This window comes from Ruminococcus sp. AM42-11, assembly GCF_003480145.1.
Lineage (GTDB): Bacteria > Bacillota > Clostridia > Lachnospirales > Lachnospiraceae > Blautia_A > Blautia_A faecis.
The window spans coordinates 26152-51567 of sequence record NZ_QUIO01000016.1; the positions used below are offsets into that span (position 1 = coordinate 26152).

The 25416-nt window shown below is 43.9% G+C and carries 21 protein-coding genes and 5 pseudogenes; 24 read left to right on the plus strand and 2 right to left on the minus strand.

Features of this window, described 5'->3' with window-relative positions:
• Positions 1 to 118: 118 nt before the first annotated feature.
• The 13 genes and pseudogenes from DW904_RS10835 (at position 119) to DW904_RS10900 (ending at position 13468) form a co-directional block, all read left to right on the plus strand.
• On the plus strand, positions 119 to 466 hold the full coding sequence (locus DW904_RS10835) for a (2Fe-2S)-binding protein (RefSeq protein ID WP_118580398.1): 348 nt from the start codon (positions 119 to 121) through the stop codon (positions 464 to 466).
• Positions 463 to 2040 carry an FAD-dependent oxidoreductase gene (locus tag DW904_RS10840; protein ID WP_118580401.1) on the plus strand — a complete coding sequence of 526 codons (1578 nt, stop codon included), beginning with the start codon at positions 463 to 465 and terminating at the stop codon, positions 2038 to 2040. Before DW904_RS10835 ends, DW904_RS10840 begins: the two co-directional genes overlap by 4 nt.
• Positions 2041 to 2057: 17 nt before the next feature.
• Positions 2058 to 2387, plus strand: coding sequence for a (2Fe-2S)-binding protein (locus DW904_RS10845; RefSeq protein WP_118580504.1), 330 nt, complete (start codon positions 2058 to 2060; stop codon positions 2385 to 2387).
• Positions 2380 to 3506 (plus strand): annotated as a pseudogene (locus DW904_RS10850) (FAD-binding oxidoreductase). Before DW904_RS10845 ends, DW904_RS10850 begins: the two are co-directional and overlap by 8 nt.
• Before the next feature lie 234 nt (positions 3507 to 3740).
• A pseudogene (locus DW904_RS10855) lies at positions 3741 to 4780 on the plus strand (tyramine oxidase subunit B).
• A gap of 39 nt (positions 4781 to 4819) precedes the next feature.
• Positions 4820 to 5665 (plus strand): helix-turn-helix domain-containing protein, encoded by an 846-nt coding sequence (locus DW904_RS10860; protein WP_118580404.1) that lies wholly within the window; start codon positions 4820 to 4822, stop codon positions 5663 to 5665.
• Between the two features lie 72 nt (positions 5666 to 5737).
• Positions 5738 to 6082: a P-II family nitrogen regulator gene (locus DW904_RS10865; RefSeq protein WP_195409055.1), complete on the plus strand. Its 345-nt coding sequence runs from the start codon at positions 5738 to 5740 to the stop codon at positions 6080 to 6082.
• 110 nt (positions 6083 to 6192) lie between these two features.
• Positions 6193 to 6387 (plus strand): hypothetical protein, encoded by a 195-nt coding sequence (locus DW904_RS10870; RefSeq protein ID WP_118580409.1) that lies wholly within the window; start codon positions 6193 to 6195, stop codon positions 6385 to 6387.
• Positions 6388 to 6431: 44 nt separating this feature from the next.
• A pseudogene (locus tag DW904_RS23905) lies at positions 6432 to 7600 on the plus strand (APC family permease).
• 274 nt (positions 7601 to 7874) lie between these two features.
• On the plus strand, positions 7875 to 9839 hold the full coding sequence (rsxC, locus tag DW904_RS10885) for an electron transport complex subunit RsxC (RefSeq protein WP_118580415.1): 1965 nt from the start codon (positions 7875 to 7877) through the stop codon (positions 9837 to 9839).
• A 1-nt stretch (position 9840) separates the two neighbouring features.
• Positions 9841 to 10461 (plus strand): methylenetetrahydrofolate reductase C-terminal domain-containing protein, encoded by a 621-nt coding sequence (locus DW904_RS10890; RefSeq protein WP_118580418.1) that lies wholly within the window; start codon positions 9841 to 9843, stop codon positions 10459 to 10461.
• Between the two features lie 41 nt (positions 10462 to 10502).
• Positions 10503 to 11381, plus strand: a complete 879-nt coding sequence (locus tag DW904_RS10895; protein WP_118071790.1) for a methylenetetrahydrofolate reductase — start codon at positions 10503 to 10505, stop codon at positions 11379 to 11381.
• Positions 11382 to 11746: 365 nt separating this feature from the next.
• Positions 11747 to 13468 (plus strand): MATE family efflux transporter, encoded by a 1722-nt coding sequence (locus DW904_RS10900; RefSeq protein ID WP_202187708.1) that lies wholly within the window; start codon positions 11747 to 11749, stop codon positions 13466 to 13468.
• 300 nt (positions 13469 to 13768) lie between these two features.
• Here DW904_RS10900 and DW904_RS10905 read toward each other — a convergent pair whose 3' ends face one another.
• On the minus strand, positions 13769 to 14671 hold the full coding sequence (locus DW904_RS10905; protein WP_118580424.1) for an AraC family transcriptional regulator: 903 nt from the start codon (positions 14669 to 14671) through the stop codon (positions 13769 to 13771).
• Between the two features lie 258 nt (positions 14672 to 14929).
• On the opposite strand from DW904_RS10905, the gene DW904_RS10910 reads away from it, so the two are divergent.
• The 11 genes and pseudogenes from DW904_RS10910 to DW904_RS10955 all read left to right on the plus strand — a co-directional run bounded on the left by DW904_RS10910 (position 14930) and on the right by DW904_RS10955 (position 25223).
• Positions 14930 to 16111 (plus strand): MFS transporter, encoded by a 1182-nt coding sequence (locus DW904_RS10910; RefSeq protein ID WP_118580427.1) that lies wholly within the window; start codon positions 14930 to 14932, stop codon positions 16109 to 16111.
• A 212-nt stretch (positions 16112 to 16323) separates the two neighbouring features.
• Positions 16324 to 16923: a hypothetical protein gene (locus DW904_RS25500; RefSeq protein ID WP_347562116.1), complete on the plus strand. Its 600-nt coding sequence runs from the start codon at positions 16324 to 16326 to the stop codon at positions 16921 to 16923.
• Between the two features lie 26 nt (positions 16924 to 16949).
• The gene (locus DW904_RS25505; protein ID WP_347562126.1) at positions 16950 to 18074 is read left to right on the plus strand and encodes a S8 family peptidase; all 1125 of its coding nucleotides are present in this window, start codon (positions 16950 to 16952) and stop codon (positions 18072 to 18074) included.
• A gap of 189 nt (positions 18075 to 18263) precedes the next feature.
• On the plus strand, positions 18264 to 18617 hold the full coding sequence (locus DW904_RS10920; RefSeq protein ID WP_330674573.1) for a TnpV protein: 354 nt from the start codon (positions 18264 to 18266) through the stop codon (positions 18615 to 18617).
• Between the two features lie 120 nt (positions 18618 to 18737).
• Positions 18738 to 20567 (plus strand): DNA primase family protein, encoded by a 1830-nt coding sequence (locus DW904_RS10925; RefSeq protein ID WP_302471791.1) that lies wholly within the window; start codon positions 18738 to 18740, stop codon positions 20565 to 20567.
• 197 nt (positions 20568 to 20764) lie between these two features.
• Positions 20765 to 21709: a ParM/StbA family protein gene (locus DW904_RS10930; protein ID WP_182438266.1), complete on the plus strand. Its 945-nt coding sequence runs from the start codon at positions 20765 to 20767 to the stop codon at positions 21707 to 21709.
• Positions 21706 to 22158, plus strand: a complete 453-nt coding sequence (locus DW904_RS10935) for a hypothetical protein (RefSeq protein ID WP_118580433.1) — start codon at positions 21706 to 21708, stop codon at positions 22156 to 22158. The genes DW904_RS10930 and DW904_RS10935 overlap by 4 nt, the downstream gene beginning before the upstream one ends.
• Positions 22159 to 22469: 311 nt before the next feature.
• A complete protein-coding gene (locus DW904_RS10940) occupies positions 22470 to 22742 on the plus strand; it encodes a hypothetical protein (RefSeq protein WP_243110386.1) in 273 nt (90 codons plus the stop codon).
• 238 nt (positions 22743 to 22980) lie between these two features.
• Positions 22981 to 23361, plus strand: coding sequence for a plasmid mobilization relaxosome protein MobC (gene mobC / locus DW904_RS10945; RefSeq protein WP_118392775.1), 381 nt, complete (start codon positions 22981 to 22983; stop codon positions 23359 to 23361).
• Positions 23358 to 24550, plus strand: a pseudogene (locus DW904_RS23915) (relaxase/mobilization nuclease domain-containing protein). The gene mobC and the pseudogene DW904_RS23915 overlap by 4 nt, the downstream one beginning before the upstream one ends.
• 13 nt (positions 24551 to 24563) lie before the next feature.
• Positions 24564 to 25223 carry a DUF6040 family protein gene (locus DW904_RS10955; RefSeq protein WP_243110388.1) on the plus strand — a complete coding sequence of 220 codons (660 nt, stop codon included), beginning with the start codon at positions 24564 to 24566 and terminating at the stop codon, positions 25221 to 25223.
• A gap of 41 nt (positions 25224 to 25264) precedes the next feature.
• On the opposite strand, the pseudogene DW904_RS23920 reads toward DW904_RS10955, so the two are convergent.
• Positions 25265 to 25363: pseudogene (locus tag DW904_RS23920) on the minus strand (cysteine-rich KTR domain-containing protein); the annotation flags it as partial.
• Positions 25364 to 25416: the final 53 nt, after the last annotated feature.

Genomic DNA, 25416 nt, shown 5'->3' on the forward strand with positions numbered 1-25416 from the left:
AAAAAGAACCAACAACGTAAAAGACAAAGGCGTCTGCAATTTATTTTGCAGGCGCCTTTTTGGCGAAGAAAGTCCCGGACAGCAGATTTGTCCGTCTATCAAAAAAGGGGGAAATACCATGGGTACACGTATTACAGAGCATCCGATTTTAGGAGTACCGCAGAAGGGAAGATTAGTAAATTTCACATATGATGGTCAGAAGATTCAGGGGTATGAAGGGGAACCAATCGCAGCGGCATTAAAAGCGGCGGGAATTTTGATTCACCGTTACACGAAGAAGGAGCATACGCCTCGAGGAATCTTTTGTGCAATTGGCCGCTGCACAGACTGTGTTATGGTTGTGGACGGAGTTCCGAACGTGAGAACCTGTGTAACCCCGCTGAAGGCAGGAATGAAGGTTCAGACACAATATGGTGTATCGGCAGAGCCATTTGAGGAACAGAAAACAGGAGGACAGACAAGATGAAAAGATATGATTTGATCGTAGTTGGCGCAGGCCCGTCTGGTCTGTCAGCGGCAATTGAGGCAGAAAAAAGAGGATTGAAGGTAGTTGTATTTGATGAGAATGAAAAGCCTGGAGGACAGCTGTTTAAGCAGATCCATAAATTTTTTGGCTCCAAAGAGCATAAGGCGAAGATCAGAGGCTTTGTAATCGGTGAAGAGCTTCTTGCAGAGGCGGCTAAGGCAGGTGTTGATGTAGAACTGAATTCCACAGTCATTGGAATGTATCAGGACAAAGAAATCGTGGTAAAAAAGGGAGAAGAAATTTTCCATTATAAAGGAGATGCCATTATTATTGCCACAGGAGCAGCAGAAAATATGGTTACCTTCGAGGGCTGGACGCTTCCGGGTGTGATTGGAGCAGGAGCCGCACAGACCATGATGAACCTTCACGGTGTAAAGCCTGGAAACCGGATCCTGATGCTGGGAAGCGGAAATGTTGGTCTGGTTGTCAGCTTCCAGCTGAAACAGTGTGGCTGTGATGTGGTTGCATTGGTTGACGCGGCACCGAGAATCGGAGGTTATGGCGTACATGCTGCAAAGGTTGCCAGAACGGGAGTTCCATTTTACCTTTCCCATACCATTGTGAAAGCAGAAGGAAAAGATCATGTGACAGGTGTAACGATTGCGGAAGTTGACAATCATTTTCAGTTTATTCTAGGAACAGAAAAGCATTTCGACGTGGATACCATTTGCCTGGCAGTTGGTCTTTCCCCAATGTCACAGCTGTTAAAAATGGCCGGCTGTGAGATGGAAGATAATCCGAAGCGCGGTGGCCAGGTGCCAATCGTAGATGAGTATGGGGAGACCTCCATTAAAGGAATTTTCGTAGCGGGCGATGTATCCGGAATCGAGGAAGCAAGCTCCGCTATGATCGAGGGAAGAATTGCTGGAATTGCAGCTTCCAGATATCTTGGCTACATAGAGGAGGCAGAACTGGAAGAAGGGGCAAAGGTAAACGAGGCAGCCCTTGACGGACTTCGCCAAGGCATGTTTGCCCCTAAGAACAGAGGCAGGCTGATCGAAAAGACAGAAGAGGGAATCGATGTTTCCATGAATCTTCTCACAAAAGGCTATGTGGCAGATGAGGAAATTGAACGCTTTCCGGGAGTTACCCACAGAGCAGGCGTTCATCCGGTGATGGAATGCACACAGAACATTCCCTGCAACCCCTGTCAGGATGCATGTCCAAAGCACTGCATTAAGATTGGGGCACATATTACCTCCCTTCCGGCTGTGGAGGAAAACGCCACATGTGTTGGATGCGGAATGTGTGTAGCCTCCTGTTCAGGACAGGCCATCTTCCTGGTAGACGAAACCTTTGAACCTGGTTTTGCCACAGTCACCATTCCTTATGAATTTCTTCCTTTGCCGGAAAAAGGGGAAAAAGGGCTGGGACTTGGAAGAAACGGTCAGCCGGTTTGTGAGGCAGAGGTGGTATCGGTAAAGAGTGCGAAAGCCTTTGACCATACCAATCTTCTTACCATAAAGGTTCCGGCAGATATGGCAATGAAGGCCAGATTTTACAGAGCAAAATAAGGCGGAGGGATTGTATGATGGAAAGTATTTATGACAGAACCGTTCAGCTGGGAGAATACGTCCCGGAGCCTGACGATGACAGAATTATATGCAGATGTGAGGAAGTAACAAAAGGGGAAATCAGAAGAGCAGTTCACGATGGAATGTTTACCATCACAGAGATCAGAAGATATCTCCGCTGTGGAATGGGGCTTTGCCAGGGACAGACCTGCGCCAAGCTGGTAAAGAGGATCGTGGCGGCAGAGCTTGGAGTTTCCCCGGCACTTCTGGAACCGGCAACCTCAAGAGCTCCCATGAGACCCTTAGAGATGAAAATTTACGCAAAGGAAGGTGAGGACGATGAGTAAGACAGCAGATGTGATCATTGTGGGAAGCGGCGTAATTGGATGTGCTACAGCCTATTATCTGGCCCAAAAGGGGACTTCCGTAATCGTCCTTGACCGTGATGAGAGTATTGGAAATGGCGGTTCTGCCAGAAATGGAGGCGGTGTCCGCCAGTCAGGCCGAGATCCAAGGGAGTTGCCACTTGCCATGTATGCAGTGAAAAATATGTGGCCGGTTCTTTCAGAGGAGCTTGGAATCAATGTGGAATATCACAAAGAGGGCAACCTGCGGCTTGGAAAAACAGCTCGTCATATGGAAATCCTCCAGGGGCTTACAGACCGGGCAACTGCCTGTGGGCTGGATGTAAAAATGATCGATGGGAAAGAGGTTCGGGAAATCAATCCGTTCTTAAGTGATGAGGTAATTGGAGCCAGCTGGTGCGCCACAGACGGACATGCAAATCCTCTTTTGACCACTCTGGGGTATTACCGGGCAGCAAGGAGACTGGGCGTTCAGTTTTTCACCGGGGAAGAAGTTGTGGAGCTTCAGAAGGTGAAGGGAAAGCTGAGGAAGGTTGTTACGCAGAAAAACGTTTACGAGGGCGATAAGGTAATTGTGGCGGCTGGTTATGCCAGCAGGAAGCTTCTTGGCACTGTGGGAATTGATGTTCCAATGTCAAATGATCTGATCGAGGCGCTGGTTACAGAGGCAGAGCCGAAAATGTTTGGTCAGATGCTTGGTACTGCGGATGCAGATTTCTACGGACACCAGACAGACCATGGCTCTTTTGTATTCGGCGGAGCTCCGGATTTGAAACAGTGAATAAAGATAATGGACATAATATGACTTCGGGAATTACAGCTCCTTGTATCTGCCGTGGAATTATGAAGTATATCCCGAAGCTGGCAAATGCAAAGATTGTAAGGACCTGGGCTGGTTATGAGGATGTTTGCATTGACGGTGTACCGGTTCTGGGAAATGTGGACGAGGTGCCGGGGCTGATCGTGGCATGTGCGTTTACCGGGCATGGATTTGGAATTTCACCGATTGTGGGAAAATTGCTGGCGGAAACGGCACTGGAAGAGGAGACAACGTTAGATCTGTCAGCGTTCAGGTATGATAGGTTTCATGCCGCGATTTAAAATAAGCTAAAAATTTCACACGTTAAAATGCTAGTGTACAAAAATAAAAAGATGTGCTATACTCCATCCTAGCGAAGCCAAGCGAATTAAAGCGGCTCCTGGATGAGTATATTTGACAGCTACAGACTCAGAAAGGAGAATGGCGATATGGATTCCAAGATTGATTTTTTATATTTAAGTGAACCGGATATGATCAAAGCAGGCGTAAAGGACATGAAATCCTGCGTGGATGTGATGGAGGATCTTTTGATTACATTATATAAAGGTGACTATGTAATGGGAGGTGCTAATCATAATTCCCATGGCTGCATGATCATGTTCCCGGATGATCCCCAGTTTCCTGGAATGCCGAAGAATGCAGATGACAGAAGATTTATGGCAATGCCGGCGTATCTGGGCGGCAGCTATCAGATGGCTGGAATGAAATGGTATGGTTCCAATGTAGAGAACAAGAAAGTGGGATTGCCCAGATCTATTCTTATGATGATTCTGAACGATAAGGATACCGGTGCTCCACTGGCGCTGATGTCAGCAAATCTGGTAAGCGCTTACCGTACCGGTGGAATTCCTGGAGTTGGCGCGAAATATCTGGCGCGAAAAGACTCAGGGTAGTTTCCATTATCGGACCTGGTGTTATGGGAAAAACATCTCTGGCAGCTTTCGTCAGTGTCTGCCCGAACCTGGATACGGTGAAAATAAAGGGAAGAAGCCAGCGGTCTCTGGATGCTTTTACCAGGTTTATCAGGGAGGAACTGCCTCAGATCAAAAATATTGAGATCTGTGATTCTGTGGAGGAAGCAGTAAAGGACAGCGATATCATCAGCTTTACCACAACTGTCCGTGATGATGTTTCTTCCTTCCCTTATATTAACGGAGACTGGATCAAAAAGGGCGCGCTGATCAGCATGCCGTCAGCTGCAAGATTTGACGATGATTTTCTTGCAGGCTGTAAGCTGGTGGTAGATAACTCCAAGCTTTATGAGTCCTGGGAGGAAGAGTATCCTTATCCTACCTATCCGCAGGTTCAGATCATCGGAACCAAGTTCACAGACCTGAAGCATGATGGAAAAATTGAGGCAGAGGATATTATCGACATTACAGACATTATTGAGAAGAGACATCCGGGAAGAACAAGTGATGACGAGATTATCGTATATTCTGTAGGAGGCATGCCAGTTGAGGACATTGCCTGGGGTGGAACCGTTTATCGCAATGCAGTGAAGCTTGGCATCGGAATAAAATTACCGCTTTGGGACAAACCGGAGATGGCGTGAGGAAAGGCTCCATAGCGGTGGATTTCAGGAGCTGAGCCTATGGAAGACAAGAAAATCGTAACTCCGGTGCAGCCTTATCTGACACTGGATGCGGAAGATTATCAGGAATTATTGAACAGAAGAATGGGAATTTCCAGTTTTTATGAATTTAATGTAAAAAACGGAAACTCAGGGAATTTTCGGGCAGTTCCAGATGGGAGTACAGATCTTGTTTTTGGAATTGGAGAAAAGGATGTAAAGGTTTTTGTTGGTGGAACGGTGCTGAAGGCAAAGAACTGGGAGTTTGATGATGGGAGATATTATTTTGGGGCAAGATTTTTGCCAGGAAAATGTATTTTGCCCAAATCTCTTTCCATAAAAGAAGTAGTAAATGCAGATGTGGAGATTGACCGGAATGAGTATGGAAGCGGACTTACGGAGAGCCTGGCGGAGGCGGCGGATGTGAAGCAGAGGGCGCAGATCCTGATGCAGTATCTTTCCAGCAATCAGGGAAATCATTCAAAGGATTCTGCACATGTTCTGGAAAAATATATGCGGCAGAGGATTTACGCTACAGATGGAAATATTTCCATTCAGATGCTAAGCCGTGAGACAGGATATTCGGAGTGTTACATCCGCAGAGTGTTTAAGGAAATCCATGGGATCTCGCCCAAAGAGTTTGAGAGGTTTATCCGTTTTCAGGCTTTTCTGGGAGAAATTACCAAGTCGCCAGAGCAGGCGGGAAGTGAGGAGACGGCTTTGAACTGCGGATATTACGACCAGTCTCATATGCTGAAGGATTTCCGGGCTTTTGCAGGGACCACACCGGAGAAATATAAAAAGTATCTGGCGACGAAGGACAGAAGTAAGAACTTAGCAGCGGGGAAAATAGAATTGAGAGTTTAAAATTCCAATTTTAGAATGAAAGATAACGGGAATAGAGGATAAAGATATTAATCTGGCTGGAGGATGATTGTTATGGAATTATCAAGAATTGAAATTATCACAGGAATGTCAAAATTTAACGGATTGAAATCTGCTTTGAGCAAGGCTGGTGTTCGTGGAATGACAGTGACACAGGTGCTGGGATGCGGTATTGAGAAAGGCACTAAGGAATATGAAGTGGATGAAAACTATGAGATGGAGTTGCTTCCAAAGCAGCAGATTGCGGTGGTTGTAGAGAAGTCCAAGGTACCGGAGATCGTGGAGCTGATCAAACAGGAGCTTTATACAGGACATATTGGTGACGGAAAGATTTTTGTTTATGATATTACAAATGTAATCCGTGTGAGAACTGGCGATGAGGGAATTGATGCACTGTAGAGTGTGTTTGAAAAAGGCTTTCTGCAAGCTATTCAAACATGTGTTAGCATTATTCCTCACAGACCAGTACAGCGCGATATTTGATCAGTGACGAAGGAGAGTGATTCAGGATGGAAGAAAAGGACAGAACTTTGGGACTGCGAAGTGTGGTTTCCATCTCGGTGGGACTTGTTATTGCGACCAGTTGTCTGGTTTCTCTGGGACAGGGAGCCGGAAGTATTGGTGTGGTATTTATCGGGGCAATGGTGATTGCCTGTCTTTTGAATATGACCACGGTGGCATCGCTCTCTGAGCTGAATGCCTGATGCCAAATACCACAGGAGGTCTGGCTCAGTATACCCTGGCCTGTATGGGACCTTTTCCGACACTGATTTCTATGGTAGGCGGATACTTGATCTGCAATATCATGTCATCAGGTGTTGAGGCTTCTATTTTTGCTTATGCTATGGCATCTACCATTCATCTGCCGATTCCGAGCCTGATGTACACCTTCATTATGACAGCTGTGGTTATGATCGCCAACCTTTACGGTGTGGATATGTTTGCCAAGATCCAGGATCTGGTAGCATTTCTTCTGGTTGGGTCTATGTTGATCCTTGGTGTGATCGGTATGCTGGGACTGGGTACAGGGGAAGTGGTGCATCAGCCTTACAGTATGGCCACGGATTTTAAAGGTGTTGTGTCCACCATAGCAGTGGCATTCTGGCTGTTTATCGGAGCGGAATATGTAATACCGGTATCTAAGAATGTGAAAAATGCCAGAAGAAATGTCCCTCTTGGAATGATGATCGGACTTGCCTTGATCTGTCTGGTGCAGTCTGTGATGGTTCTTGGTTTCCATAACTATACACCCTGGGCGGAACTGGAAAATTCCGCTGCACCACACCTGCTTTATGGTGGAAATCTTCTTGGCAATGCGGGAAAAGTGTGGATGACGTTTGTTTCGGCACTTGCAGTTGTAAGTACACAGAATTCTACAGTAAACGGTCTGGCAGGAATCTGTCAGGGAATGGCGAAAATGAACATGATGCCTCGTGTTTTGCAAAAACAAATAAACATGGGGTTCCGTATTTCGGAGTTGTATTTGTAAGTGCATTTATTTTCATATTCGCAGCCCTCAGTGATGGCTCCTCAGATGCCATTTCCTTCCTGATCCTGGTTGGCTCTGTTTTCTGGATGATCTCTTACATACTGGCTCATATTGACGTACTGATTTTGCGAAAAAGACTTCCAAAGGCACCTCGCTCCTTTAAGGTTCCCTGCGGTCCTCTTTTCCCAATTATCGGAATCTGTGGAACAGTATATATGATTTTGAATATTTCTACAGATCCTGTAGAGAGGAACATGATCTGGCTGGTAACCGGCATTACCTTCCTGGTGCTTGGTATTTACTCCTTCTTCTGGATTAAATACAAGATGAAAATGCCCGTATTCAAAAGTGTGCCTCTTCAGAAGGTTATGGCCATGGAGAACAGTATGTATTATACTATTCGGAAAAGGCGGGGAATGTGGCGGTAATGCGTAGACTGCGGTAACAGATAAATAGTTTATAAAGAATGAGACGTTTTCTTTCCCGGTGAAGAAAGAAAACGTCTTTTTTTGCTTTTTAGAATTTTTGTAGATAATTTGAAGGCAGAATAGTCACAAAGACTGGATAAAATAGTCAATTTGTGGTAAATTATATAAGAAAAAACAGTAACTTATTTATCTGCTTTTATAAGTCTTTTGTGGAGGGAACGGATAAGAACAGATAGTATAAGAATATAATTTCTATTATAAGGAAGGTGAGCAATTGGAAAATTATACTAAGTACAAGCTGAAAAGCAGTGATGAGCTTGCATCAGTGCTGAACGGCAAGGACAACCTGTTTGTGATTGCCTGTAATAAGTGCTTTAAGGAATTTGAGACGGTTGAGGAACCGGATTGCGATGAATTCCTGAAGTTTGCGAAGGAGCAGGGAAAGACTGTCACAGGTAGTGCGAAAGTTGATTTCTTATGCAACAAAATGCATACAGAAAGAAAATTGCAGGATCTGCTTCCGGAAGGAACAGAGAATGTGGTAGTAATTTCCTGTGGTCTTGGTATTCAGACTGTTGCAGATCTGGCAGGTAAGCCGGTTGTTGCTGCAAGCAATACCCTTAACTACAGAGGTCATCATGGCATGGCACTTACCAAGAAGAGCTGTGATGCATGTGCACAGTGTTATCTGAATATTACCGGTGGTGTCTGTCCTATCGTCGACTGTTCCAAGAGTCTTGTGAATGGTCAGTGCGGTGGAGCAAAGAATGGAAAGTGCGAAGTAGATCCCAATAAGGACTGCGCATGGGAGAAAATTTACCAGAGACTGGCGAAACAGGGACGTCTGGAAGAATTCCTTAATCAGCCCGTACAGGTTCGTGATTTCTCCAAGGTTAATTTCAAGGTGATCAATGATTATGTGAAATCAATCAGAGAAAACAGACTGGATGGTTATTATGGTGGTGTTCATCCGTCAGAGCGCAAGGAATTCAGTGAGCACATTGCTCTTAAGAAGTTCCCGGATCCGAAGACGGTTGTAATTTCCATGTCTCAGCATCTGGGTGCTCCGGCGAATCCCATCGTTCAGGTTGGTGACATTGTAAAAGTCGGTCAGAAAATCGGCGAAGCTGCCGGATTTATCAGCGCTCCTGTACATTCCAGCGTAAGCGGAACGGTAGTTGCTGTTGAACCTCGTATGCACGGCACAAGAGGCAGTGAAGTGATGGCTGTTGTTATTGAATCGGATGGAAAAAATACTCTACACGAATCCGTACAGCCACATGGAGACCTTGACAAGCTTACTCCGGATGAAATCATTGAGATCATTCGTGAAGCAGGAATCGTTGGTATGGGTGGTGCAGGTTTCCCGACCTGTGTCAAGCTGAAACCGGCGAAACCAGTTGATACCATCCTTCTCAATGGATGCGAATGTGAGCCGCTTTTGACAGCAGACCACAGAGTGCTTCTTGAGTATGCAGATGATATTATTTTTGGTCTGAGAGCAGTCCTTAAGACAACCGGCGCCCAGAAGGGTATCATTGTTATTGAGGATAATAAGCCGGATGCCATTGAATTAATGCAGGAAAAAGTTGCCAATATCGGAGATATGGAAGTATTTGTTGCCAGAACCAAATACCCACAGGGCGCTGAGAAAACTCTGATCAAGCGTGTTATGGGCAGAATTGTTCCAAGCGGCGGTCTTCCGGCAGATGTTGGTGTTGTAGTAGATAATATCAGTACAGTAAAGGCAATTTCAGACGCAATCCAGACAGGAATGCCTCTGATTGAGCGTGTTGCCACTGTTACAGGCGAGAAGATCAAGAATCCTGGAAACTTTATCATCAAAATTGGTACAAGTGTAAGAGAGCTGATCGACTACTGCGGTGGATTTACAGATGAGGATGTTCTGGTTAAGATGGGTGGACCTATGATGGGATTCCCTCTGAATACACTGGATGTACCTATGATGAAAGGCTCCAACGGTATCATTGCAATTGATACAGATGAGACCAAAGAGCAGCCATGTATCAAATGCGGACGCTGTGTAGATGTCTGTCCGATGGAGCTGTCTCCGCTGTACTTTGTAAAATATGCCAAAGACGAGAACTGGCAGGGCATGAAGGACATGAATGTTATGGATTGTGTTGAGTGCAGATGCTGTCAGTATATCTGTTCTTCCAAGATTCCGATCATCGACAGTATTAAAGCCGGAAAAAATGCAGTAAGGGGGATGAAGTGATATGTTGATTACCCAGTTAAAAGCAAAAGAAGCAATCACATCACTGACAGCCGGAAAAAAAGTTTTCATTATTAACTGTCATGGATGTAAAGAGGTTCATTTTCCGGAAAAAGAAGCTGTTGAACTTCAGAAGGAGCTTTCCGCTGAAGGAAATGTGACAGGAATTATGACTACTGATTATATTTGTAATCCGGAAAATATGGAGCTGCGTCTTCAGAAACATATGAGCAAAATTCAGGAAGCAGATCTGGTTCTTGTATTTTCCTGTGGTGTTGGCGTGCAGACAATTTCTGAATATCTGGAAGATAAGATGGTCTGTGCTGCCTGTGATACATATCCGGTACCTGGTTTCCAGGGAGTGACACCATTAGAATATAAATGCGATCAGTGCGGTGAGTGTTATCTGAATCTGACAGGTGGAATCTGCCCGATCACAGCATGTTCCAAGAGCCTTGTGAATGGTCAGTGCGGCGGTTCCAAGAATGGAAAATGCGAAGTGGACAGCGAAATGGAGTGTGGATGGGAGCGTATTTACAGACGCCTGAAAGAGATTGGACGCCTTGATGTGCTGAAATGCCCGACACAGATCCACAATTTTGCTACAGATGATGAAGTGAAATAAAAGGTTAATCCTAAATTTTTAATGATTGGAGCAAATATAATATGAAAATGAAAGAATTATTCGATCGTGGTGAATTTGCAGTTTCAGCAGAAGTAGGACCGCCGAAAGGAATCCATGTAGATGAGCTGGTAGAAGAAGCCAAAACATACCTTACAGGTGTTCATGCAGTTAACGTAACAGATAACCAGTCTTCTGTTATGCGTCTTGGATCTCTTGCAATGTGTAAGGTTCTTAAAGATGCAGGCATGAATCCCATTTTCCAGCTTGCATGCCGTGACAGAAACCGTATCGCTCTGGAGTCTGATCTTCTCAGCGCAGCTATGTTTGGTATTGACAATATTCTCTGTCTTACCGGTGATCATACTAAAATGGGCGATCATCCTCAGGCAAAACCGGTATTCGACCTTGATTCCGTATCTCTTCTTCACACAGTGAAGCTTCTGGAGTCTGGCGTAGATCTTGGTGGAAACCAGCTTGTTGGAGAGCCTCCGAAATTCTCCAAGGGTGCTGTTGTTTCTCCATGCAGTGATTCTGTCGATGCACAGCTTGCAAAGATGGAGAGAAAGGTTGCTGCTGGTGCTGATTATTTCCAGACACAGGCTGTATTTGAGCCGGAGAAATTTATCAAATTTATGGAAAAAGCAAAACAGTTCGGAAAACCTGTACAGGTTGGAATTATTATTCCGAAGTCCGCTGGAATGGCGAAATTCATGAATAACAATGTTGCCGGCATTCATGTTCCGGATGAGATGATTGAGGAACTGAAGGCTGACAAAGAAAAGACAAAAGCTGGAATTACCGGTGTTGAGATCGCTGCACGTATTATCAAAGAGTGCAAGCCATACTGCCAGGGTGTTCATATCATGGCACTTGGCTGGGAGTCCAAGATTCCGGATCTGCTGAAATTAGCTGAAATCTAAAAAGTCAAGCGGATATTCGCAACCCCAGCAGGGGACTTACTTTATTCGGTAAAATTACACGGGCCGTCCGAACCATGAATGCAGGAATCTGCGTTTGTGGAGGATGGCTCGTTTTTTTACTTGCTATGAAAGTCCTGGACGGCAACCAAGAATGAGCCATGCTTGCATCAGCGAATTCTTGGGTATCGGACGGGCTAGACCGTATGAGTAAGTAGGGCGATAGCCCGGATTACGAATGCGGTCGGCAGCTGTGGGAGTGCCATAGGCGCGGAACAGCTGACTTTCATATAAAAATAGTATTGTTTTAAACAGAAATGAACGATATAATTTTATTATTGGGAAGTGATGGGCAGGAGGAAAATTATATGGAAACAAACTATGCAAAAAGTGCATACAGAACCTTTTTATTCTGGGGAGTATGTTCTTCTCTTGGGGTTACCGTATCCACCCTTGTGGATGCTACTCTGGTAGGAAATTTTATAGGCAGTACCGGCCTGGCTGTGGCGAACATTGCAACACCGGTATTTCTGCTTTATCTACTTATGGGAATCACCTTAGGCGGCGGTGCAGGCGTCTTAATTGGGAAAAAACTTGGTGAAGCAGATCTGAAAGGTGCAAATCGGGTTTTCGGCTCCGTATTAAGTGCAGGACTGATAACAGGTGTGCTTTTCGCAGCAGCATCGCTCGTATTTCGCAGCGCATTATGCAGTCTGCTTGGTGCCACACCGGAGCTTTTGCCACAGGCACTGCAGTATCTGACTGTGGTATTTGCTTTTGCCCCGATTTATGTAGTGTATAATATTCTTTCCATAGCAGTGCGTACAGACGGCGCACCAAAGTTGGCTGCCATTTCTTCAGCTGGCGTTATTGTCACAAATTTAAGCCTAGATCTGCTGTTTATGAAAGTGCTGAACTGGGGACTGGTTGGGGCTTCGGCGTCTTTATGTATTGCGGAAACAGTAGGAACTCTGATTCTGCTTACTCATTTTTGGAACAAGCAGGCGCTTTTAAGCTTTCATTTTCACATTCCCACCTGGAATGAGATCAAAGAATATGTGGAAAATGGATTTGGCGTAGGCTCTGCATTTATTTTTCAGACAGTGGTTATGCTGGTGTTTAATACCATGCTGTTAAAGGAAAATTCTGAAAATGGCACTTTTTCTGTGGCTGTATTTGGCGTTATTTATACCATGAGCACTATTCCGGGAGCCATGTTTGATGGTGCCGGAGCCGCAGCATCCACGGTTATCTCTATTTTAGGTGGTGAGAAGGACTGGAAAGGAATGCTGGCGGTGTACCACGATGGACTGCGGATTGTTGCAGCAGCAGGAATGATTATGGCATTGTTTTTTGCAGCCGGGGCAAAAAACATACTGATATTCTTCGGTCTGAATGATGGTCCTGCATTGGAAACAGCAGCAGCTGCATTTCGTATTTATGCATTAAGCGTTGCTCTGGCAGGAGTGAATGTGGTAACGACATCTTTCTGGCAAACAATTGGAAAGACAAGGTATGCTTCCGGGTTATCTGTTTTACGTAACTTCATTCTCATGCTGGTGGCCGGATTTTTACTGATTGAGAAAAAGGGAATCGTAGGGCTTGCGCTTGTGTATGTGATAAGTGAGGGAGTTTGCCTGCTGCTGGTTTTTGCAATACAGATATTTGGAAAAATAAAAGATTACATAAAAGAAAAATACAGTTTTACCAACCGGGTTTTTGAGGAATATTATCCCATCGAGGAAGGCAGTATGGAAAAAATGTCCCAGAATCTGGAAGGGTTGTGCGATGAATGGGAACTTGATTTTAAACAGTCCTTCTTTATCCATCTGATCGTGGAGGAGCTGCTTCTGAATATTATGAAATTTGGTATCGGCGAAACAGATAAGAAATATTATGTATCCGTAAAAGTAATGGATAACAACGGTGAATGCATCCTGCGGATCCGGGACAATGTCAATTCCTACAATCCTTTCGACCTTCGCGGTGACGAGGTTGACCGTGCTGTAATGGAAATGATCAAGAAAAAGGCGAAGTATTATGAGTATCAGAGAAAGCTGGTGTTCAATTATCTTTATGTGACGATATAACTTGTTTTACATATGGCAACATGCTAAACTGAGTTTAAATAAATTACCAGATGGAGGTGACCACTCATGAGCCAGACTGTGTTTCTGGGAGAATAAGGATTCTGCTACCTTGATCACACGTTCCCGGTATTTGGAAAGACATTTGTACTTGATAAAAAGGTAAAGAAAGTCCGCCTGTATGCAACCGCATATGGTGTTTATGAAGTGGCAGAGCTGCTTGGGGCTGCACCGCAGGCGAAACCGCTTTATGACGCTGTTGTGAATGCACTGAATGCGAAATGTAAAAATAACAAATAACAGCTATTTATCCCACTTTTCTTTCCGATATTCCCCAGGTGTCACCTGGTAGTGCTTTTTGAAAGCTCTGCAAAAATAATCTACATTGTGAAAACCGGTTTCGGCTGAAATGGTGCTGACTTTTTTCTCTGTATGGGAGAGCAGAAGGGCAGCCTGTTTCAGCCGATAGTTTATTAGATAGTTAACCGGCGTGATGTGAAGATAGCTCCGAAAAAGATTTAAGGCAGAGCTTTTGCTGATCATAGACTGTGTAGCAATCTCATCCAGGGAAAGATTTCTTCTGTAATTTTCGTGAATAAACTGCATCATCAGCTGGAGCCTTGCGCGGTTTACAGAGAACTGTCCAGTGATTTCCGGTGAAGTGGAAAGGTCTGTATGTTCGTATATTTCCAGCCAGAGCTGCTGCATAAGGGCAGAGGTCAGAAGATGGCAGGAAGAACCGGAAGTCTGCGCAGAAAAAATCTGCTTCATAAGATCGAGAACTCTGGCCTGCCAGGAAATCTCTCTGCAAAAAATCCAAAAAGGAATATTCGATGTAACGATAGGCTTTACATAGTTCTGGTAGATATAGCTGTCTGTAGCTGCAAGGAAAGAGGGCATGCAGAGAAAGTTTGGGATGACAGCATCCACAGGAGAGGAAAAACGGTGAAGGAATTTGGAATTAATAAAAATGCCGCTGTCAGCTGGCAGCTCCAGCTGTTTTTCCCCAATCCATGCAGTTACGGTTCCGGATTGAATATACACAAATTCCAGCTCCGTATGCCAGTGCCAGTCTATGCAGTTAAAATCAAATTGGGCTAAATGCTCATAATAGTAGCGAAAGGGATAGTCCTGGCTTCCGTGGGGAATGGTCTCCATTAAATTTTCGTCGGTAATAATTTTGGTATATACGTTGGTTTCTTTCATATCTTGTTTATCCTCAAATCGAGACCTGGAGCCTGTTTGAAAATCATTCCCGCAATCTGCTCGTCCCACTTTGCGGTATATTTTGCAGAAAACCTTTTTCGAACCGCTCTGGGAAGTGCCCCGAAAAAATAGAAAATTAATGTTTTTACGATATTATACAATAAAAATCAGAAATAATCCAATGAAAAACACATTTAAATATAATATAATCCAATAAGACAAAAATCTTCTTTAAAGAAGAAAAAAGGAGAACCAATCATGCCAAATTACCAGAAAACCAAACGAGCCTGTTATATGGGCTTTATCACCCAGGCTATAGCAGCAAATTTTGCACCTTTGCTGTTTCTGAAATTTCACACAGATTATCATATTTCCCTTGGAAATATTGCACTGATCTCCACCTGCTTTTTCTTTACCCAGCTGCTGGTTGACTTGTTTTGTGCCCGATTTGTGGACAAAATCGGATATCGCGTGTGCATTGTAACCTCTGAGATCAGTTCCGCTTTAGGACTGGTGGGACTGGCATTTCTTCCGGAGCTTTTGCCAGATCCTTTTATGGGAATTATCATTAGTGTTATTGTTTATGCTGTTGGAAGCGGACTGATTGAAGTGCTGTGCAGTCCTATTATGGAAGCATGTCCTTTCAAAAATAAAGAAGCGACCATGAGTCTTCTTCATTCCTTCTACTGCTGGGGCTCTGTGGGAACCATTGCAGTTTCCACCCTGTTTTTCGCAGTTTTTGGAATGGACAGCTGGAAGTGGCTGGCAGTTTTGTGGGCAATCGTTCCGGCCGTTAATGTTTACAACTTTGCCACCTGTCCCATCGAACATCTGGTGGATGAAGGGGAAGGCATGAAAATCAGGGAACTGTTTCGTAAGCCTGTGTTCTGGATTGCCGTGTGTCTGATGGTGTGTTCAGGGGCATCAGAGCTGTCCATGTCCCAGTGGGCATCTGCCTATGCAGAGGCGGCACTTGGACTGTCAAAGACCATCGGAGACCTGGCCGGTCCCTGCATGTTTGCCATTACGATGGGAATCAGCCGTATGATCTTTGGAAAATACGGAGATAAAATGGACTTGATGAAATTTATGGCAGGATCCGGAATTTTATGCGTATTCTGCTATCTTCTTGCATCCCTGTCTTCTAATCCGGCAGCAGGACTGATTGGCTGTATTGTATGCGGATTTTCCGTTGGAATCATGTGGCCTGGAACCATCAGTATTTCCTCTAAGAAATTTCCAGCCGGCGGAACCGCCATGTTTGCCCTTCTTGCCATGGCAGGAGACCTTGGAGGCAGCATAGGCCCTGGAATCGTGGGGCGTGTTACACAGAATGCAGGAGATAATATCCGCGTGGGTATGGGCGTAGGACTGATTTTCCCAGTGGTGCTGCTGGTGATGATTTTTCTGCTGAAAAAGGTGAAAGTAGAGGAAAAATAACTGGTATTTGAAAATCTACAGAGGGTTTAGAACGTGTTTGAAAAAGGCTTTCTGCAAAAAAATTCCATAAAGCAGGGAGTACAGATGGTGGGAATGATTTTCAAACACGCTCTGAAATATAATAGGAAGGCTGAGGTATTATTTAAAACGGGTTGGCGTAAATTAAAGATAAGTATATTCTGAGTATGCATATGCTGCAAAATGGAGGAAATATGCCAGATCAGAAGCTGGATAATCTTTTGAACCTTGCGCTGGATGCCACAGAAGAGGAAAGAGAGAAATCCCGAAATCTGAATGTGGGGTATGAGAAGCAGACACGAAAGTGGGAAATTATTGTGAAGTATAGTGAAATGGGTGATTCTGTTGAGGCGTTGCTTGGTGGATCCGGAATTTCCGTGGTTCCTCTCCTTGGCGGGTATGCCATTGTGACGCTTCCTGAAAGTATGCTGGAAGAATATTCCCGACGTCCCCAGATAGAATTTATAGAAAAGCCCACCCGTCTGTATTTTGAAGATCTTTTTTCAAAAGAGGCAAGCTGTATTACCCAGGTACAGCGCGATGAACCGGGGAATCTGCAGCTGACAGGGCGCGGCGTGTTGATCGGAATTGTGGATTCGGGGTGGATTACAGGCATCCTGCATTTCTTACAGCAGATGGAAAGTCCAGGATTCTGCGTTTGTGGGATCAGAGCATTCCCGGTAATCCCCCGGAGGGCTATGCAACAGGAACTGAATATACCAATGAGGAAATTAATGAGGCGTTGTCCCTCTCTGTACAGGAGGGGCGGCGCCTTGTTCCGTCTGAAGATGTAAGCGGTCATGGAACCGCTGTGCTTGGAGTGGCAGCTGGCAGCGATTTTTCCCGTGGGGCAGTGAACCGGGGTGTGGCATATGAAAGTGACCTTCTGGTTGTAAAAATGGGAATTCCAAGACAGGATTCTTTTCCAAGAACTACAGAGCTGATGCAAGGCGTGGATTATCTGGTTCGGCAGGCCATACGGCTTGGAAGATCAATTGCGATCAATTTAAGCTTTGGAAATAATTATGGCTCACACAGAGGCGATTCTCTGCTGGAAACTTACCTGGACAATGTGTCCGGCATGGGGAAAAATGTGATCTGTGTAGGAATGGGCAACAATGGAAATGATGCTCTGCATACCGGAGGAAAGCTTTCGCCAGGTGAAATCCAGGAAATTGAACTTGGTGTTGGTGCCTTTGAGCCTACCTTAAATGTGCAGCTTTGGAAAAATTACGAAGATGAGATGGAAATCTATCTGGAACATCCAGCCGGGGAGCGTGTTGGCCCCCTTTTTGAAACACTGGGCGCCCAGCGTTGGCAGGCGGGAAATACGGAACTTCTGATTTATTATGGAAAACCGGCACCGTATCATGTGACGCAGGAGATTTATGTGGATTTTCTGCCGCAGGATGAGAAAACCCCCTATGTAGACAGCGGTGTGTGGAAAATAATCTTAGCAGCAAGAAATATAAAAAACGGGGAATATTTCCTGTGGCTTCCAGGTGGCAAAACGCTAAACCCAGGCACAGCCTTCTATCTTCCACGTCCTCAGGGAACCCTTACAATCCCTGCCACTGCCAGACGCGTGATCAGCGTCGGCGCCTACGACGCCCGTCAAAATACCTATGCTGATTTCTCTGGCCGCGGCTGTCGTGCCCTCCCCTATCCAAAACCCGACCTTGTCGCTCCCGGTGTTGATATCTATGCTCCCCGCTCTGGTGGAGGCTATGCATCCTTCACTGGCACTTCCTTTTCCACGCCTTTCGTTACCGGTGCAGCCGCCCTCCTTATGGAATGGGGAATCACCCGCCGAAAAGATCCCTACCTCTATGGCGAAAAACTAAAAGCCTATCTCCGTCGTGGTGCAAAAGCCTTGCAAGGATCGGAAAAGTTGCCAAATGACTTAATCGGGTGGGGGGAGGACGTTATAATAAGGTTACATTGAAGAAAGTCAGTAAAATCAAGTGTTTCCGTTCATTTTCCCAACACAGAAACGAAGCACTTTCACCATGATTTTGAAGAAAATCTGCCCGGGTTGGATTCAAAATGATATGGAAAGAAAGATTTGTAGCAATGACGTAACATGAACAGTTGGTTCTGTTACAGACAACAGTTTAAACGAAAGAGAGGTCATATGGATATGAAACTGACTTATACAAATGTAAATGGATACCTGATTCCGAATCTCACCTATAAATCCGGTGAGCAGATGGAGCGACTTGGCAAATATGGATTTCTTCGCAGAGATTATCTGAAGAACCATCGAAACTCAACGTATCAGGTGATGCTTTTACAGGATACGATTGGCGAGCATCTTCTGGAAGTGGACAAGGCAGCAAGAGAACGGGAAGAAGTAATCTTGGAGCAGTTGGAAGAAAAAGAACCACTGCCAGATAAGGAGAAAGATCAGATGGCATGGGTAAGAGCAGCTAATCAGCACAGAGCGATTGCAGAGGAGATTATCTTGAAAGAATTGATTTATGCATAAGAATTGCCAGTAACCAATCTGGCAGGTAACTGATAAAAATAGAATATTGTGAGTGAAGTAAGGCGTGAGTCATAAAATATGGCTTGCGTCTTTTTCTTTGTCTGAAAGGAAGTGATAAGTTTGAACAAGAAGTTTTTGAAGCATTATATGGAAACCAATCCGGAAGGGACAGCACAGACCTATATTTTTCTGGTGGACAATCAGGATATCGCATTGAATATTGTGATGTCAGGTTATCAGGCACTTTGTCTGGTGCAGGAAGATGATGGATATTATTTCAGTGCAGATTCTTTTATAGAGGAAATGAGATCTATTCAGTTTACTGGAAGCTGTCAGAGTGCCTATCATTATGTGACTGCCTGTACGGTGAAGTGGATGAATGATAAGTTACAGACATTTTTCAAAGACGCTGGTCTTGATGGAAAAGCGGGCTGGCAGTTGTTCAAAGAGAAGGAGTACCTTGGCAAACTGGATAATCAGAAAGAAGTTGAGAAATTACTGGAAAAGTATATTCTTCGGTTTGAGCGAGATCCGAAAGAAGAACCGGAACTGAGCCGTTTTCACTTATTTGATGCAAAAGGAAATGTGAAAGGTGTCCGGGATATGGAGATTGTAGATTACCTGGTGGAGAATGTTCAGTTTTTTGTGGTGGGAATCACACCGTATTATTATGAGCATGGTGTTTTCCTGGAAGACCATGATGGGGTAAGAATGAAATACCGTATCCAGAAGCTGATCTATCGTGACCAGGTACAGAGTGGAGTGATCAAAAGAATCTATAATCTGCTGATCGCACAGCCAAAAGTTCACCGAGAGGCATATGAACTAAATAAACAACCTGTGAGGTGGATCAACTTCAAAAATGGATATTATGATCCGGTTACGGGTGAAATGCTGGAACACAATCCGGATTATCTGACAATCAATCAGATTCCATTTCCCTATTATCCAGAGGATTGTGAGCAGGTGTTACAAGGTGGAGAAAATATCAAAAAGTATCTTGCATCGTCTCTTCCAAATAAAGAAGAACAGCAGACATTCTGGGAGTATTTTGGATACTGCATGACACAGGATACGCAGTTTCAGAAATTCCTTACACTGAAAGGAAATGGTGGAACCGGAAAGTCTGTGGCAGTATCACTGATCCAGTATGTGGTTGGAATCACCAATATGTCCAGCATTTCTTTACAGGATTTGAACAAACGATTCTATGCGACTGGAATGTACGGAAAGCTACTAAATGCCTGTGCGGATATTCCATGTAAAGCAATGGAGAACACAGATGTATTAAAGAAAGCAGTCGGTGAAGATACACTGATCTATGAGAAAAAGGGACAGGATGCAATCCATTTTCACTCTTATGCAAAGTTACTCTTTTCTACCAATGAAATGCCGCAGAATCTTGAGGATAAGTCGGATGCTTTTTATCGCAGACTACTGATTCTTGATATGAACCGGGTAGTAAAAAGTGGTGAAAAAGATCTGCACTTAAAGGAAAAGGTACAGGCAGAATCCGATTATGCAATTCATATGGCGATGATTGCATTGAAAAATCTGTACGAACAGGGAAAGTTCACGGAGAGCGAACACAGCAAAGAATGTGTAAGAGAAGTGCAACGGACGTCAGATAGTATCTGTGCTTTTATTGATGAGTCATTGGTGCATGCCAAAGGAAAACGTCTGAAACGAAGTGAAGTGTTCCATATGTATGAGGAATACTGCAAAGAGAATGGCCGACAGGGGCATGGTAAATCCAACTTTTTCAGGAACATGACAGATAAAGGTTTCCTTCTGAAGCAGTACAATGGTGAGTTTTATTATCAGGATATTGCAGTTAAGGAAGAAGATTTTTGTCCTGTAGATCCAGAAGAAAGAATACCTTTTGAAGAAACAGATACAGATTATAAACAGTTACAGTTAAATATGAATCAGGGAATTAAGGGCATTTAGGGCAAAATAAGCAAAAAGAAATGTTACCGGAGCAGGAGAAATAACAAAGATAGCTGCCAGAGTACATAAAATTTTGCTTTTTTTACACTGACTGCCCCTTTTTCATGTATCAATGTTCTAGCTGATACAAATATAGGTTTTTCCCGAATTTGGGAAAAAGTAAAAAAATAAAAATTAAGAAAGTGTGAGGTATGATTATGAGAATGATGAAAAACAACAATAATGAGACAGTTATGGTGATCGGGATTGATCATGGGTATGGAAACATGAAAACAGCCACCAGATGCTTTCCAGCCGGTGTAGCCAGATATGACAAGGAGCCAATCTTCCAGAATAATCTTCTTGTTTACAATGGCATGTATTACCAGATCGGAGAGGAACACAAGGAGTTCTGTGCAGAGAAAACGCAGGACGAGGACTATTATGTGCTGACACTGGTAGCTGTCGCAAGGGAACTGGATGGGAAAGGTATGAATCGGGCAAAGGTACACATTGCAGCCGGACTTCCACTTACCTGGGTAGCTACACAGAAAGAAGATTTCCAGAAATATCTTCTCCAGAATGAATGTGTGGATTTTACATTCCGCAATAAAGAATATCATGTGGAGTTTGCAGGAGCTGATATTTACCCACAGGGATTTGCAGCAGCCTTTTACCGTTTACAGGATTTCAAAGGAATCAACATGCTTGTGGATATTGGAAACGGGACTATGAACATCATGTATATCAATAATTCCCGTCCATTAGAGAAGAAATGCTTTACAGAGAAATATGGAACGCACCAGTGTGTGCTTGCAGTCAGGGAATCTTTGTTGAAAGAACTGGGAACAGTGGTGGATGATCTGGTGATTGAGCAGGTGATCCGTACCGGGACAGCAGATATTGGTGAGAAATATCTGACAGTCATTCGTAAAGCTGCCGGAGATTATACGAAAGAAATTTTCCATAAGCTGAGGGAACGGGAATACAATCCAGAACTGATGCGTCTGTATGTGGTCGGCGGTGGCGGTTGTATGATCCAGAATTATGGAGAATATGACAAGAGCCGGGTGACAATTGTACGGGACATCTGTGCCACAGCGAAAGGCTATGAAGTAATGACCGTAAGGAAAATCCAGAGAAACGGAGGGATGCTTGTATGAGAAAAGAACGGAAAATCATCAACACAAATATCCGTTTGAACCTTTGTGATGAACAGGACAGGCAGGCATGGGAATATTTGCAGACGATGGACAGGGAAAAATATAAATCGTACACCAGAGCAGTTGTAGTAGCTTTGAATGATTATTTTTCTAGAGAGTACAGGAATGAAGCAGATCCGTATCTGGAAACCAGAGAAAAGGAAGATGCGTTTTTGGAAAGAGTGGAAACAGCTGTCCGGGATGGAGTGAAAGAATCCGTTCCGATGGCTATAGCGAAGAATCTGATGGAAATGCTTGTACCGTTTGTAAAAGAATCGGTAGGAGAAATTAATCTGCTGGACAGAACACTAACAATGGAGAAAACGGATGGAGAGATCGCAGAAGATAATCTGGACTGGGAGAAAGAAGCTGATATGGATGCAGCACTGGATTTTGCGGACAGTTTTTAGATGGTTATGAAATAGCAGTAACAGGAAAATAGACTGACAGTAAGGAATAGCTTTACAAAAACAGAATAGCAGAAAAAGACAATGGCAGTGATGGCATTTCAGACATTATGAATTGGAGAAATGTTTATGACTGCTATTTTTATGTCTTTTAGCAGAAATGGAAAGAGATCCAGAAAAAGAAAGACAGAAATAACAGGAAAATATAACAGAAAAGCGCTGGCAGATGGGTGGATGGAACAAGCAAGGCGAAGAAAAGAATAGAGTGCCGGATACGGCACATGATTGTCCGATACTTCGCATCGGAGTGATGCATGAACAGCCTGTTTCAGAAAGAGAAAATCTATCGAAATGGGAGCTTTTCTATTTCTTCCACAGTCTGTTCCTGCACCACAAAACCACCGTCATCTACATTTAGGGTTGATAATGCAGTGGGGGAAATGTTGCTTGGCTGGTATCGGTTCAGTGGTGGGGAGATGACAGGCAAGTTTCGCAAAGTGGCAAGCCACTCTGCACCGGAGACAGCCTTTGGGCTGTTCCTAAACTTGCCAGAGGCTCCGCCCCTTGGAACCCCGGCACGTCAATAGCGTAAGTATTCCTGCGAAATGTCCACCGGACATTCCTACGGAATACTTACTGATTGACTAGGACTTGTCTCCGCTACCGCTCCGGTCGGTGCAAAGCTGACGTCACTGGACGTCATGCACCCTGCACCTGTATAAGAGAGCGTTGCACTCTCTTATAAATCTCCTGCCAATATACACTAAAACGTTGTGTCTGTTAATAAAGAATGAAAAATCAGGCAAAGAAAGGAGACAAAAGCCTATGAGAAAACGAAATCATACAGTAACCATACGAATGAATAAAGCAGAATATGAGCTACTTCAAAGCAAAGTAAAGGAATCTGGAAGAACACAACAGGAAGTTGTAATAAAAGCAATCGCAGATTTGAAGATAGCTTCTACAGCGGAAGTGGAAGAACTAAAAAGATTGAACCAGATGTTTGCAGATATTATCAGTCAGCTCCGGGGAGCTACTACAAATATCAATCAGATTGCAAGAAAGCTGCATACAGATGGAGAAGTTCCAAATGACAGTACGCTGTATTTCCTCAATAAAAATATTCTTAAGTACCGGAAGGAGAGTGAAAAGATATGGCTATTAATAAGACGATTAATAAGCGGACAAATACACATGGAGCAATGAGAAACTGCATCGAATATGTTTTGCGACAGGACAAGACCAACGAATTATTTACCTGTGTAACAGGCCCGTACTGTCATGACGAGATTAATTATGATCTGGTGTACAGAACCTTTCTGGAAGAAAAGAAGATGTGGGATAAAGATTCTGGGAGAATGTACGCTCACAACATTATTTCCTGGCATAAAGACGAGCAGATTACTCCGGAGCAGGCATTAGAATTTGGAAAAGAGTTTGCAGAAAATTGGTTCAGTGGATTCCAGACTTTAGTGGCTGTGCATAAGGATAAAGACCATATCCACTGCCATCTGGTGACTAATTCAGTGAGTTATGAAGATGGGAGAAAGCTGCATAATACCAGAAAAGATCTGGAACGTATGAAACAGCTTACCAACAGATGTGCCGGGAACGTGGACTGACAGTTGCCGAGAAAGGAAAGCACTTTGATGGATGCCAGATTGAAAAAGGGGAAGTCATTGCGTGGAGCAAAGATAAATATAACCTGTTCCGTCAACAGGTAAAGGACAGTTTTGCAGCGGACTGTGCAATGGCGGTATTAAAGGCACTGGAAAATTGTATCAGCAAAGAAAAGTTTATAGAAAAAATGAAACAGTTTGGATGGAACGTAAACTGGACAGATAAACGGAAGCACATCACATTTCAGAATCAGGATGGGAAGAAGGTGCGAGACAGCAATCTGTCAAAAACATTTCATTTGGATATCAGCAAGGAGGGACTAGAGAATGAATTTAATGGAAATAGGGAAAAATCCAGAGTTGCAGCCGACAGAGACAGCAGAGCAGACGAAGAACTCAGAAACTATTACAGAGAGCTTGAAGCAGCCATCAAAGACGCCAGAGGAATCGCCGATCAAACTCAAAGTGGAGAGGGATATTCTCGTACAGAGTTTCGAGAAAGCGAAAGCGTTCATGCGAACACAGAAAAAGCAGATCCAGACACTGGAAGAAGAGAAACAGACGATCTTATCCGACAGGCAGAGATTGCGAGAAGAAGTTCGGAAATCAACCGTAGAAATTCAGCGTCTAACAACAGAACTGTCCGAAACGCAGAAGCTGAATCAATCGCTTCAGCAGAGCAACGACGATCTGAGGAACAGGAATGGTTTGAAGAGCAGGAGCGAGCAAGAGCAGCTCGAAGAAGAAATAAGAGACGTTCGGGACCAGAACTCTAAACTTCAGATACAGGTGAATAAATCATCTGTTGAAGCAGTAGATGAAGCACAGAAGAAACAGAAAGAAGCAGAGAAAAAGATGGAACAGGCAGAAACAAAGGCCCGTAACGAAAAGAAACGGGCAGAGCTGGAAATCCGTAAAGCGAAAAAAGAAGTAAAAGCCAGAACCGAAAAAATGAGGGATACGGAATATTTTTGGGGAATGGGATACATTACGGTAATCCTGTTTGCAATTATACAGAACGGTGCTTTTCAAAATGATTTCATAGATTTTTTCAGGACTCCATTCATGTGGTATTTTCAATTTTGTGAATGGTTGGCACATCCAACCTATGATAACGGATTTAACCAGAAAATAGCATATACATGTGGAGAAGCATGGGTTATCAGAATTCTGGCAATCGTAGCTGTCCTTCTCATAGTGGTAATTATAATGGCGATAATTATGGAAATAATAAAGAAATACAAAAAAATGTGGGATAAAATTTCACAGATGTTTTTAATCGGAAGTCTTTCGGGGATAGCAGTACTTGGAGATGTAATTAGAGAATATCTGCCAGTGAATTTGATTTTGACATTTGGATTTATCAATGTGGGAATCATGTTGCTTAAAATATATTTTCAAAAGAAGTTTGAAGAGAAAAGCCTGTATGCTGATAATCACTATGATTAGGAAAATACAAAAGCCGATAACCACAGTTCAAGAACTGTGTATTATCGGCTCTGCGGCTGTGCGTCTGGCGTTTTAATAGCAGTTATATGGAATTGTTCAATGTCGATTAGGCATTCGCTTTTGCACTTCGACAAAAGAGTGGAAAATTTTTTTACTGGCTCATTTTCTCAGATTTTGTCGCGTGTTTTATTTC

Bases quoted from the DNA above. Each gene is read 5' to 3' on its own strand.
- DW904_RS10835 (WP_118580398.1), top strand. From the start codon at position 119: ATGGGTACACGTATTACAGAGCATCCGATTTTAGGAGTACCGCAGAAG.
- DW904_RS10840 (WP_118580401.1), top strand. From the start codon at position 463: ATGAAAAGATATGATTTGATCGTAGTTGGCGCAGGCCCGTCTGGTCTG.
- DW904_RS10845 (WP_118580504.1), top strand. From the start codon at position 2,058: ATGGAAAGTATTTATGACAGAACCGTTCAGCTGGGAGAATACGTCCCG.
- DW904_RS10860 (WP_118580404.1), top strand. From the start codon at position 4,820: ATGGAAGACAAGAAAATCGTAACTCCGGTGCAGCCTTATCTGACACTG.
- DW904_RS10865 (WP_195409055.1), top strand. From the start codon at position 5,738: ATGGAATTATCAAGAATTGAAATTATCACAGGAATGTCAAAATTTAAC.
- DW904_RS10870 (WP_118580409.1), top strand. From the start codon at position 6,193: ATGGAAGAAAAGGACAGAACTTTGGGACTGCGAAGTGTGGTTTCCATC.
- DW904_RS10890 (WP_118580418.1), top strand. From the start codon at position 9,841: ATGTTGATTACCCAGTTAAAAGCAAAAGAAGCAATCACATCACTGACA.
- DW904_RS10895 (WP_118071790.1), top strand. From the start codon at position 10,503: ATGAAAATGAAAGAATTATTCGATCGTGGTGAATTTGCAGTTTCAGCA.
- DW904_RS10900 (WP_202187708.1), top strand. From the start codon at position 11,747: ATGGAAACAAACTATGCAAAAAGTGCATACAGAACCTTTTTATTCTGG.
- DW904_RS10905 (WP_118580424.1), bottom strand. From the start codon at position 14,671: ATGAAAGAAACCAACGTATATACCAAAATTATTACCGACGAAAATTTA.
- DW904_RS10910 (WP_118580427.1), top strand. From the start codon at position 14,930: ATGCCAAATTACCAGAAAACCAAACGAGCCTGTTATATGGGCTTTATC.
- DW904_RS25500 (WP_347562116.1), top strand. From the start codon at position 16,324: ATGCCAGATCAGAAGCTGGATAATCTTTTGAACCTTGCGCTGGATGCC.
- DW904_RS10920 (WP_330674573.1), top strand. From the start codon at position 18,264: ATGGATATGAAACTGACTTATACAAATGTAAATGGATACCTGATTCCG.
- DW904_RS10930 (WP_182438266.1), top strand. From the start codon at position 20,765: ATGAGAATGATGAAAAACAACAATAATGAGACAGTTATGGTGATCGGG.
- DW904_RS10935 (WP_118580433.1), top strand. From the start codon at position 21,706: ATGAGAAAAGAACGGAAAATCATCAACACAAATATCCGTTTGAACCTT.
- DW904_RS10940 (WP_243110386.1), top strand. From the start codon at position 22,470: ATGAACAGCCTGTTTCAGAAAGAGAAAATCTATCGAAATGGGAGCTTT.
- mobC (WP_118392775.1), top strand. From the start codon at position 22,981: ATGAGAAAACGAAATCATACAGTAACCATACGAATGAATAAAGCAGAA.